The sequence below is a fragment of the Pseudomonas sp. LAIL14HWK12:I10 genome, from assembly GCF_900184205.1.
GTDB lineage: Bacteria > Pseudomonadota > Gammaproteobacteria > Pseudomonadales > Pseudomonadaceae > Aquipseudomonas > Aquipseudomonas kermanshahensis.
On the sequence record NZ_FXWU01000002.1, the window covers coordinates 201,041 to 212,989 of the forward strand.

Sequence of the window (11,949 nt, forward strand, 5' to 3'; positions counted from 1 at the left end):
ACACCGAACGGCAAGCTGGACCGCAAGGCCCTGCCGCAACCGGATGCCAGTTTGCTGCAAGGCGAATACATCGAACCCCAGACCGAAATGGAGCAGCAGATCGCGGCGATCTGGGCAGATGTACTCAGGTTGGAACGCGTCGGCTTGAGTGACAACTTCTTCGAGTTGGGGGGCGACTCTATCGTGTCGCTGCAGGTGGTCAGTCGCGCACGCCTGCAAAACATCCAGTTCACACCCAAGGAATTGTTCCAGGCTCAAACAGTTCAAGGCCTGGCAGCCGTGGCCCGCCGCGCGGCGAGTGCTGTCATCGATCAAGGGCCGGTAACCGGCGTCACGCCGCTGATACCGATTCAGCACTGGTTCTTCGAGGCGGATATTCCTCAACGACACCACTGGAACCAGTCGGTACTGCTGACACCGAGTGAACGACTGGACTCGGATACGCTGGACGCAGCTTTGCTCGCACTGGTCGAGCACCATGATGTACTGCGCTTGCGCTTCGAGTCGAAGGGGGGCGCCTGGCAAGCCGAGTTCCGCGAAGCGCTACCCCATCAACTGTGGACGCGCTCAGCCGTTAATGCAGACGACCTTCAGCCTCTTGTCGAAGAAGCCCAGCGCAGCTTGAACCTGGAGCAGGGCCCGCTGGTGCGGGCGGTGCTGGCTAACCTCGCCGATGGCAGCCAACGCGTGCTGCTGGTGATCCACCACCTGGTTGTGGATGGTGTGTCGTGGCGGGTGCTGTTGGAGGATTTGCAACAGGCATACCAAGCACTGCGGGCCGGTAATGCGCTGTGCTTGCCGGCCAAGACCTGCGCGTTCAAAGTCTGGGCGGAGCATGTACAGCGTCATGCCACCAGCCCTGAGTTGCAGGCCGAGCTGGGCTTCTGGCAAACACAACTGCAGGGCGCCAATGACGCGCTGCCGTGTGACTACCCGCAAGGCGAAAACCTGCTCAAACATGCGGCGTCGGTCAGCACCAAATTGGACCGTGAGACCACGCGGCAACTGCTTCAGCAAGCCCCGGTGGCCTATCGCACACAGATCAACGACTTGCTGCTGACTGCGCTGGCCAGGGTAGTGGGCCGTTGGACGGGGCGCCCGGACGTGTTGGTGCGCCTGGAAGGCCATGGTCGGGAAGACCTGTTCGATGGCATCGACCTGAGCCGCACGGTAGGCTGGTTTACCAGCATGTATCCGATCACCTTGCGCCCTCACGCTGGCCTGGCCGACTCGATCAAGGCCATCAAGGAGCAATTGCGCGCAGTACCCAATAAAGGGGTCGGGTATGGTCTGCTGCGATACCTGGGCGGGGACAACGCGCGTGATGTGCTCGCGGCGCTGCCCCAGGGGGAAATCGTGTTCAACTACCTGGGGCAGTTCGACGGTAGCTTTGACGGCGAGTCGGGCCTGTTCGTGCCTGCCAAGGAGTACGCGGGTGCTAACCAGGACGCAGACGCGCCATTGCCCAGCTTGCTGACAGTGAACAGCCAGGTGTATGGCGGCGAATTGAAGGTGAGCTGGAGTTTCAGCCGCGAGCGGTTCGACGAGGCGACACTCAAGCAGCTGGCGGACGCGTATGCCGATGAGTTGAGAGCGTTGGTGGCCCACTGCTGCGAACCGTCCCATCGAGGTGTCACACCCTCGGACTTCCCATTGGCGGGCCTTACCCAGGCTCAGCTGGACAGCTTGCCGGTTGCAGCTGCGGACATTGCCGATCTCTACCCGCTATCCCCGATGCAGCAGGGCATACTCTTCCACACGCTGCAGGGCTCGGAAGCCGCGCTCTACATCAACCAGACCGCAGTAGAAGTCGAAGGCCTTGAAGTCGAGCGTTTCATCGCGGCCTGGAACCATGTGATTGCGCGCCATGACATCCTGCGTACCGGCTTCTGGTTGTCTGCCAAAGCAGACCAGCCGCTGCAAGTGGTCCATCGCCACGCCACCCTGCCTGTGCAAGTGCTTGACTGGCGCGGCCGTGATGATACCGCTCAGGCATTGCAAGACCTGGCTGCAAGGGAGGCGGCAGAAGGCTTTGACCTGATGGCTGCACCGCTGATGAGGTTGACATTGGTCAAGCTCGAAGACGCACGCTTGCACCTGATCTGGACACGCCATCACATCCTGATGGATGGCTGGAGCAACTCACGCCTGCTGGGCGAGGTGCTGCAGCATTACCACGGTCATGCTGCCAAGGCGCCGCTCGGCCGCTTCGCTGACTACATCCGTTGGCTGGGCGAGCAGCCGCAAAGCGCGCTGGAGACGTTCTGGAGCAGTAAGTTGCAAGGGCTGGAAAGCCCGACGCTGCTGGCGGGCAGCATAGCGCCACAGCCTGATGCCAAGCAGGTTGGCCATGATGCCCTGTATCTGAAATGGGACCGCCAGCAGACTTCCCGTTTACGCGAACAGGCACAGCGTCTGCGCGTCACCCCGAACACCTTGATTCAGGCCACTTGGCTGTTGCTCTTGCAGCGCTATACCGGTCAATCCACGGTGTGCTTCGGGGCCACGGTAGCGGGGCGGCCAGCAGGTTTGGCCGGCGCCGATGAGATGCTCGGGCTGTTCATCAATACCTTGCCAGTGGTGCAGTCAGCACAACCTCATCACGTTGTCGGTGAGTGGGTACGTCAGCTTCAGGCCTACAACCTGGAACTGCGAGACCATGAACATGCAGCCTTGTCTGACGTCCAGCGTTGGGCCGGGCGCGCGGGGCAACCGCTGTTCGACAGCATCGTGGTCTTCGAGAACTATCCAGTCGATGAGCGTCTGCGCGAGGAAGGGGCTGGCACGCTGCGGTTCGGTGAAGTCAGTAGCCGTGACGTGACCAACTATGCCATGGACCTCGCCGTACACCTGGGCGAGACCTTGTCCGTCGAGTTCCTGTACCTGCGAAACCGCTTGACTCATGCGGCAACGGACATGATCCGCGGCAGCTTTGAGCGCTTGCTCACCGGCATACTGGATAACCCGAACGCAGCGATAGGCAGCCTGGACATGCTCACGCCGATGCAGTCGCTCAAGGCACGCGAGCGCAACCAACTGCAACCTAAGCAACAGGGCCTGCCGTTGCTGGCTGAGTGCATTGCCCAACACGCGGTAGCCAGGCCGCAAGCCGTGGCTGTCATCTGTGCTGGGCAGCAACTGACGTATGCGCAACTGGACGAACGCGCCAACCGCCTTGCGCACCATTTGATCGGCCTGGGCGCGCAGCCAGAAGCGACCGTGGGGGTTGCGCTGGAGCGTTCGGTCGAGACGATCGTGGCCTTCCTGGCCGTGATGAAAACCGGCGCGGCCTATGTGCCACTGGACATTGACTACCCGCAGGAACGTCTGCAGTGGATCGTGGAGGATTCGCACATGCACCTGCTGCTGACCAGCAGCAGCCTGCGTGAGCGTTTGGGTGACGTACAACACGTGGTGGCACTGGACCAGTTGTCGCTGTCGCAGCTGCCGTCGACTGCACCTCAACTTCAGGTACAGGAAGACAACCTCGCTTACCTGATCTACACCTCTGGCTCTACCGGCAAGCCGAAAGGTGTGGCGGTAAGCCATGGGCAAATCCGCATGCACTGCCAGGCCATCGCCCAGTTGTATGAGATGGGCGAGGCCACGCGCGAGTTGTTGTTCATGTCGTTTGCCTTCGACGGAGCCCAGGAACGGTGGCTTTCCACCCTGTCCTCCGGTGGTTGCCTGGTGGTTCGCGAGAACCGCTTGTGGACCGCGGAAGAAACCTGGCAGGTGCTGCAGGCACAAAGCATCGATATTGCGTGCTTCCCGCCAGCCTACCTGCAGCAGTTGGCCGAATTCGCCGAGAGTCAGCCAGAGGCGCCACCTGCGGTACGCATCTATTGCTTCGGCGGGGATGCGGTACCCGATGCCTTGTTCGAATTGGTCAAGCGCACCTTGCAACCTCAGTACTTGACCAATGGTTATGGGCCTACAGAAACGGTAGTGACGCCGATGCTGTGGAAGGTATCGGCACAGCAGCGTTGCGCGGCGGTGTATGCGCCGATCGGTGATCGGGTCGGCCAGCGCACGTTGCATGTTCTCGATGATGACCTCAACCCGCTGCCAGAGGGTGTCGCGGGTGAGCTGTACATCGGGGGCGAGGGTGTGGCGCGGGGTTACCACCAGCGCAGTGCCCTGACGGCCGAGCGTTTCGTGGCCGACCCCTTCGCCGAAGGTTCGCGCCTGTATCGGACGGGGGACCGCGTGCGCCGCCGTGCCGACGGGGTGATCGATTTCATTGGGCGACTGGACAGCCAGTTGAAGGTGCGCGGCTTCCGTATTGAACCGGGCGAGATCGAAGCGCGCTTGCGTAACCTGGCCGATGTCAGGGATGCCGTAGTCGTGGCGCGCGAGGGCGCTGCCGGCAAACAGCTGGTCGGGTATGTGGTCACCGGTACGGCCGCAACCGATGCGATGCAGCTGCGTGAGGCTCTGCGCGCCGAGCTGCCTGACTACATGGTGCCTGCGCAGTTGGTGCTGTTGCCGACGCTGCCGCTCACACCCAATGGCAAAATCGATCGCAATGCATTGCCTGCCCCTGAGTTTGCAGCACAGCGGCAGCGGATTGCACCGCGCAATGCCGTGGAGCAGGCCTTGGTGAACATCTGGCAAGAGGTGCTGGGCGTGCAAAGTGTGGGTGTGGACGACAACTTCTTCGAGCTTGGCGGTGACTCGCTGCGGGTGCTCAAGATGTTGTCGAAGGTCCGCGCCAGCGATGATATTCCGATAGAGCTGAAACTGCGGGACGTCATGGCTAAACCGACCATCGGTGAACTCAGTGGCTATGCCGCCGCTGATGAAAGCCTCGATCCCTTGTTGCTGCTCAACAGCCGGGTGCCCGATGTGGCCCCCCTGTTCTGCCTGCACGCGGGCTTTGGTACGGTGTTCGATTATGAACCACTGGCCCGACGCCTGGAGGGGCGCTGCAGCGTATACGGTGTGCAATGCCGAATGCTGCTCGACCGTGACTGGGTGGACGATTCGCTTCAGTCGATGGCCATCGATTACGCCCAGTACATCCGCCAGAAGCAGCCCGAAGGGCCTTACCGCCTGCTGGGTTGGTCGTTGGGGGGGACGCTGGCCGTGCTGGTGGCCCAGGAGCTGGAAAGCCAGGGCCAGCAGGTATCGTTGCTCGGGCTGGTCGACAGCTTCATGCCGGGGACCGAGCCAAATGACGTGCAAGGTGACTGGAGCGATGACCTACGCGGCTTCCTGGGTGTCGTGTTGGGCGTACCCAAGGAACAACTGGCTATTGGCTCAGTGCCAGCCGGTACTGCAACTGCAATGCTGGAGCAGGTGATCGACGAGGTCTGCGCGATGCAGGGTGGGCAGTCAGCGTTTGCCGAAGTCGGCAGCGCTGAATTGGCTCATACATTCATCGTTGCCATGCGGCTGAAGGTGTTGTCGCAAGGGGTCGAGCCGCTTCCGGCCACCCAGGCATTGGCATCGTGCTGGTGGGCAGGCGGCAGCGTGAGCCCTGCCTGGACCCATGCCTATGCTGAAAGCAACGCTGTCTTAGCTGGCCACTATGACATCCTCAAGCATGCAGAGGTGATCGAGAGCCTGGTGGCTAAGTTGAGGGAGGTGGATACGGTCGCGTAACAACGGCCTTGTAGAAGTACCAAGAGGGGCTATCCGTACGGGATAGCCCCTTTTTGTATGCAGGCGTAAATGGCACTCGCCTTCGCAAAGGCTGGGCATGAAAAAACGGCGCTCCGGTTAGGGAAGCGCCGTTTTCAACAGGCCTGTCGTGTGGACCGTGGCCGGCTAGACCCGCCTGGCTAGATGAACGCCATCAGAAGTCGTAGCGCAGGTCGAGCGTGGCATTACGCGGTGCACCATAGTGGCCATAACTGCCGGCCATGCCGGAGTAGTACTTTTCGTCGAACAGGTTGTTCACATTCAGCGTTGCCGCCAAGTGGTCGGTGACCTGGTAACGCGCCATCAGGCTGGCCACGGCATAGTCGTCATCCTTGACCTTGGCATTGTTGAAGTTGGTGAACGTCAACGCTTTGCTGGAATCCCAGTTGACGCCGCCGCCTACGGTCAGCTTGTCCCAGTTGCCCTGGAGGCGATAAGTGCTCCACAGGCGGAACGTGTCCATGGGCAATTGGGTCGTCAGACGGTCGCCGTCGGCGTTCTCGGTACGGGCATGGCTGTAGCCGGTTTGTACATTCCAGCCAGGCGCGATCTCACCCGCGATTTCAAACTCAAAGCCCTTGGTTTTCGCGCCGTCTACGGCACGGTACGCCTGGCCATTGGTTGGTGTGAGTTGGCCCGGATCAATTTCAGCGAAGTTGTCCCGCTCTACCATGAACACGGCGGCGCTGGTATTCAGGCGGCCATCGAAGAACTCGCCTTTCCACCCCAATTCGTAGTTCTTGCCGACCACAGGCTCGAGTACCTTGCCGTCTTTGTCCATCGACGTCTGCGGCTTGAAAATGTCGGTATAGCTGACATAGACAGACTGTTCAGGGGTCAGGTCGTAGACCACACCGGCATAGGGGGTTACCTGGCCGGTTTCACGCATCTTGCTGACCGTGTTGGTGTTGGCAATCAGCGAGGTCAGGTCGGAGTCGTAAGTGTATTGCGAAACCCGTGCACCCAGCAGCAGGTGCAGGTCATCGGTAATGTTGAAACGGTTGGCCACGAAGTAACCGCTTTGTCGTGTCTTGATGTTGAAAATCAGAGAGGGCCGGTAGCCGTCGCGGGCCAGGTAGTTATCCCAGGTGTAGAAATTGAACGTGGCGATACCACCGGTCTGCGAGTGGTGGTCATTTTCATATTCGGAATAGTTGTACCCCACGACCAAGTCGTGGGAACGGCCGAACAGCTCGTAAGTGCCGGCGAGGTTGACGTCCAAGCCCTTCTGGGTTTGATCGGCGGAAATCTTTGCCCGTTCGGCGCTTGCAGCGCCGGTTTCCTCGTTCAAGTACGTGACCCCGGACGTGCTGCGGTACCAGCCCAGGTCAGCATCGCGATCGACGTCCATGTAATTGGCCACCACCCTGAGCTTCCAGTCGTTGACCAACTGCTGCTCCAAGGTCGCCGTGTAGTTCATGGTCTCGAAATCATCGTACATCCACCGAGCGCCGGAGCTGGTGGATCGTGAGAAATCGGTTTGCTTGCCATTGGTGAACAGCAGCGGGACACCCGGCGCGCCCGTCGATTTGTACTTCTGGTAGTCGACACCAAAACGCACGAGGGTCGTGTCGGTCAGGTCGGCTTCGACGACGCCGTAGAGGATTTCCCGCTTCTGGTCATACCAGTCCATGAACGTGTGGTTGTCTTGCTTGGCCGCAACCATGCGCCCTCGGACGTTACCTGTTTCTGTCAGTGGGCCGGAGACATCGACTTCGCTGCGGTAGTTATCCCAGGATCCAACGCTGCCCTTGACATAGGATTTGAACTCGCGGGTCGGCTTCTTGCGGATCAAGTTGATCACGCCGCCAGGCTCGCCGGCACCGGTCATCAGGCCCGTGGCGCCACGGACGATCTCGACCCGGTCATACAAGGCCATGTCCAGTAGCGTACTGGGCATGTTGCGCGTCTGGTTTTCCTGGCTGGTATTGACGCCGTCGAACTGGTAGGTATCGATGGCACTCCCGCGGGCGTAGATGTTGAAGCGCTCCCCGCCATCCTGGGACATGGTGATCCCTGGGGTCTCTTTGAGCACATCGGTGATGGCGCTGAGGTGTTGATCATCCATGCGTTGACGCGTCATCACGGTGACCGATTGAGGCGTTTCACGAAGCGACAGGTTCATCTTCGTGGCTGTACTGGTGATACCTGTGGTGTACGAACCGGTGCCTTCGGTAGTAGCGCCGAGGCCCACGCTATTGACGTTGGTCGCCGAAAGCTCGACCTGGCCTTCCTTTGCGGCCGAACTCGCGGTCACCGTCGCCGAGTTGCCATCGATCTGGTACCTCAACCCCGTCCCTTGCAAGAGGATGCGCAGCGATGACGCCAGGTCATGGCGCCCCTTCAGTGCCGAAGAACGCAGCCCGCTGATATCTTGTGGGCTGTACAGCAGTTGAGTATCCGTCTGCTTGGCCAGCGCCTGCAGCGCCGAGTTCATCGACTGCGCGGGAATATCCAGGGTCCATTCCTGTGCCTGCACCTGTGCAACCAGCGCAGAGGACAGCGCCAGGCCCAGGCCAATGCGTGACAGCGCACGCTGGGGGCGAAGGGAATGTCGAATCAGTAAGGCTTTGGCAAGCGGGTTGAGCGCACTGGGCAATGGCATGGACATCTGTTGCGTTCTCGTTGGCAGAGGGGTTTTTTCTATGTGCTGTATGTGACGCAGCACCTGTGAAAAACCGGAACGATTCTTATTGACTGTTTTTCCGCAGGTGCTGTTAACCGCGTCACAACGTTCAGAGTTCGCGGGCTACGCGAAAGCCGAGGAAGTCGCCACGGGTGGTCTTGAGGCGGTCGTTGCGGTTGGCCGAGCGCGAGAAGATCGGTGGCTCGCCCCAGTCGTTGCCGCGCATGTGCGCGCGGATGCACTTGGGGTCTTGGATCCAGGCGCTGCCGTCGCTAGGGGCGCCTTCGTAGCTTTCGTGGTAGCAGTCGGCGACCCACTCGTAGACGTTGCCGTGCATGTCGTACATGCCGAAGGCATTGGCCGGGTAGCTGCCCACCGGGGCGGTGAAGGTGTAGCCGTCACGGGGGCCATAGGTGTTGGCGTGCTTGCTGATCTCGTACTTGCCCGGCGCGTCGAACGGGAAGGGGAACGGGCCGGTAGAGCCACCGCGGGCGGCGTATTCACGTTCAGCCTCGCTGACCATGCGGTAGGGCTTGCCGGTTTTTTTTGCCAGCCATACGGTGTAGGCCTGGACTTCGTCATAGTCGACGCACACCGCAGGTTGGCGGGCCGTTTGTTTGTAGGTGGGCTTGCTGGCTTCGCACCAGCGGCCGGGGCGGTCGTCGCCGCTCTTGATGACGGTGCCGGTGGCCTTGATGTAGGCGTCCAGCTCGCCGGCAGTGACCTGGTAGCGGCTCATCGCGAAAGGCTTGGCGAAGGTCACGGTGTGCAGCGGGCCTTCGTCGGGCTGGCGGCCGGCTTCGTCATCGGGTGCGCCCATCACGTAGCTGCCGGCGGGCAGTACCACCATCTCTGGGCAGTCCTTGCAGTCCTGGAATACATCACCTGGCTTGGCCGCGTGGGCGTAGGCGCTGACCAGCAGCAGGCAGGTGATCTGGGCTGGCCGGTAGAGCCAGGCTTTTGCGTTCATGAGTGGTCCTCGGAGCGGGTGAATGCGTGCGGCGTTTCGCATTCAGACGAGCCAAGGCGGTGAAAAATTAACCAACGGCCGCGCCTACAAAGGTCGGTTTAGCCAGTTGCCAGCCAGAAAACGCCGGGCTATAGTCCAGGCCATTGATCTCATCCTGAAGACCTGTTCATGCCAGCCATCCCTTCTACCTCATGCTTTGCCTTCGCGCCAGTCGCGGGCGAGGTCGTGCGTGGAAGCCAGCAGCCGGCCATGATCAGTCACTACCCACCACCTGTCAGTGGCGTTGTAGGCGGCGTAGCTCCGCCTCTTTGCGTGGTCGTGCTGGGCTGATCGGCTTCTGGCCGCATCCCACCGCACTCGCAACCTACTGAACACGGTCGGCTACTTCCCTCGCTGAAGCGTACGCCCTCCGTTCGGCTCATTCGCCCGAAAGGTGGCAATACATGTCTGTCATTTCCAAAGCATCCGTGGCCTCGGCGGCCACCACCAGCCTGTTCGTCCTGCTGTGGAGCAGCGGGGCCATCGTCTCCAAGCTGGGCCTGGCGCACGCCAGCCCGTTCGCTTTCCTGTTATTGCGCTCGGCGCTGGCCCTCGCGGGCCTGTTGATGATCGGCCCGTTGTTGGGCCTGCGTTGGCCGCGCAGTCGTGGGGCGGTGCTGCGCGCCCTGGGCACCGGCTGCGTGTTGTTGGGGGCCTACCAGATCTTCTATCTGCTGGCGCTCAATACCCATGTCACCCCTGGCGTGATGGCCACGGTGATGGGGGTGCAACCGATCCTCACCGTAGTACTGATGGAGTGTCGTCGTTCCTGGAGCCGGCTGTTCGGCCTGGGGCTGGGCCTTGCTGGCCTGGTGATGGTGGTCTATCAAAGCATCAACCTGGGTGGGGTGTCCCTGGCCGGCATGCTGTTCGCGCTGCTGGCGCTGGGCAGCATGACCTTGGGTTCGATCCTGCAGAAACGCATCACCGACAACCCCATGGGCACCTTGCCGTTGCAGTACCTGGCAGGGTTTGCCCTGTGCGCGCTGTTCGCCCCCTTGCAGCCGTTGCACGTGCAGTGGACCGGCGGCTTCGTCGGTGCACTCCTGTGGATGGGGCTGGTGGTGTCGTTGCTGGCCACCCTGCTGCTGTATCGCCTGATCGCCAAGGGCAATCTGGTCAATGTCACCAGCCTGTTCTACCTGGTGCCTGCGGTGACTGCGGTGATGGATTTCCTGATCTTCGGTAACCGTTTGGCAGCGCTGAGCCTGTTGGGGATGGGGCTGATCGTGGTGGGCTTGCTGTTCGTGTTCCGCAAGCCGGCTGCGCGGTTGGCGGAGGCGTAAGCGTAGCGCTCTAGCGAAACTCTTCGGGGATGGTGTGCCGCAGCACGCCTTCCTCGAAGTCCAGCAGGTCGGCTTCGCGTTGGGTCAGCAGGTAGTAGAGCAAGGTGTCGAGCGCGCGCTGCGAGGGGACTTCGACGGCAAGCATCCTCACCGCCTGTTCTGCTTCGCAGTTGCAGCCGAAGTCTTGCAGGGCTGCGCGCACCTGGTCGAGGGTTTCCGGTGGCTTGACGATCACCCGGAACACCGAGCGGCCGCTGCTGATGCGCAAGCTGTCGAACCAGGTTTCACCGCTGTCCTCCCGCGTGTCGATGATGTCGCCCGGCGCAATGCCGTAGACATAGAACGGGATGCCATCGACTTGGTAGCCGCCGTCGACTGCCTTGGCCCACAGGCCCTCGACCGAGGCCGGCGGGTAACCGTCTGCGTCCTGCACCAGGCGAAACAACACCTTCTTGTATGCACTGTTCATCGTGTGCCCCGCTTCAATGGCGCGTCGGCCGCAGCACCAGCCACAAGGCCGCGCCAATCAGCACACCGCCGTACAGGTGCGCCATCGACAGCGGTTCATCCAGCAACCATGCCCCCCACAATACGCCGAATACCGGGATCAGGAAGGTCACGGTGCTGGCTTTGACTGGGCCGATTTCTTCGAGCAGGCGGAAGTACAGGATGTAGGCGAATGCGGTGCACAGCAGGCCCAACCCGAGCAGCGACAGCCACACCTGCCAGCCGCCCCAGCTGGCAGGGGGCTGAACCAGGGCGCTCCAGGCGAACAGCGGGCTCAGCAGGAGCGTAGCGCCGAGCATGCTGCCCAGGGCCGAGAGGCGGCTGTCCAGGCCGCTGACCCAGCGGCGGGCGAGAAAACCGGCGAAGCCATAACAGGTGGTGGCCGCCAGGCAGGCGAGGGCGCCTTGCAGCAAGGCCAGGTCCAGCGCGACGGGGCCAGCGCCGCTGAGGACGCCGACGCCGAACAGGCCCAGGAAGATGCCGCAGAGCTTGGGCAGGGTCATCGGTTCACGGAAGAACAGCACGCCGATCAGTACGCCCATCAGCGGTGTGGTGGCGTTGAAAATCGCCGAGTAGCCAGCTGGCAGTACTTGCGCGGCCACGGAGTAGAACGTCGCCGGGATGCCCGAGTTGATCATGCCCAGCACCAGGCAGGCGCCGAGCTTGCCTTGGAAGTCCCAGCGTACCCGCGCGGCGGCGACGATGGCGACCAGGCCCAGGCAGGCGATCGACACGCGGAAGAACGCGGTCGGCACGGTGCCGAGTTCGGGGGCGATGATGCGCATGAACAAAAAACTCGCCCCCCAGACAGCGGCAAGGGTCAGCAGGCGGGCTAGGGCAATGGGGGTCACAACGGTCTCCGGGTTTTGGGCAGG

General features: G+C 61.7%; 6 protein-coding genes. 2 read left to right on the forward strand and 4 right to left on the reverse strand.

Going from position 1 to position 11,949, the window contains the following annotated elements:
- A partial coding sequence (locus tag QOS90_RS04850; protein WP_143491062.1) for a non-ribosomal peptide synthetase occupies nt 1-5,607 on the forward strand: 5,607 nt, incomplete at its 5' end.
- Between the two features lie 193 nt (nt 5,608-5,800).
- Here QOS90_RS04850 and QOS90_RS04855 read toward each other — a convergent pair.
- Together QOS90_RS04855 and pvdO are read right to left on the reverse strand one after the other, a co-directional pair.
- A complete protein-coding gene (locus tag QOS90_RS04855; RefSeq protein ID WP_085272453.1) occupies nt 5,801-8,257 on the reverse strand; it encodes a TonB-dependent siderophore receptor in 2,457 nt (818 codons plus the stop codon).
- A 124-nt stretch (nt 8,258-8,381) separates the two neighbouring features.
- Complete coding sequence (gene pvdO, locus QOS90_RS04860; protein WP_177408585.1) at nt 8,382-9,242, reverse strand: dihydropyoverdine dehydrogenase; 861 nt, start codon at nt 9,240-9,242, stop codon at nt 8,382-8,384.
- Nucleotides 9,243-9,685: 443 nt separating this feature from the next.
- On the opposite strand from pvdO, the gene QOS90_RS04865 reads away from it, so the two are divergent.
- The gene (locus QOS90_RS04865) at nt 9,686-10,567 is read left to right on the forward strand and encodes a DMT family transporter (RefSeq protein WP_085272454.1); all 882 of its coding nucleotides are present in this window, start codon (nt 9,686-9,688) and stop codon (nt 10,565-10,567) included.
- Between the two features lie 10 nt (nt 10,568-10,577).
- Here QOS90_RS04865 and QOS90_RS04870 read toward each other — a convergent pair whose 3' ends face one another.
- Together QOS90_RS04870 and QOS90_RS04875 are read right to left on the reverse strand one after the other, a co-directional pair.
- Nucleotides 10,578-11,036 carry a DUF4265 domain-containing protein gene (locus QOS90_RS04870; RefSeq protein WP_027593173.1) on the reverse strand — a complete coding sequence of 153 codons (459 nt, stop codon included), beginning with the start codon at nt 11,034-11,036 and terminating at the stop codon, nt 10,578-10,580.
- Between the two features lie 13 nt (nt 11,037-11,049).
- Nucleotides 11,050-11,925 (reverse strand): DMT family transporter, encoded by an 876-nt coding sequence (locus QOS90_RS04875; protein WP_027593172.1) that lies wholly within the window; start codon nt 11,923-11,925, stop codon nt 11,050-11,052.
- Nucleotides 11,926-11,949: the final 24 nt, after the last annotated feature.

Coding starts and splice junctions, on each gene's coding strand:
- QOS90_RS04855 (WP_085272453.1), bottom strand. CDS start 8,257: ATGTCCATGCCATTGCCCAGTGCGCTCAACCCGCTTGCCAAAGCCTTA.
- QOS90_RS04870 (WP_027593173.1), bottom strand. CDS start 11,036: ATGAACAGTGCATACAAGAAGGTGTTGTTTCGCCTGGTGCAGGACGCA.
- pvdO (WP_177408585.1), bottom strand. CDS start 9,242: ATGAACGCAAAAGCCTGGCTCTACCGGCCAGCCCAGATCACCTGCCTG.
- QOS90_RS04865 (WP_085272454.1), top strand. CDS start 9,686: ATGTCTGTCATTTCCAAAGCATCCGTGGCCTCGGCGGCCACCACCAGC.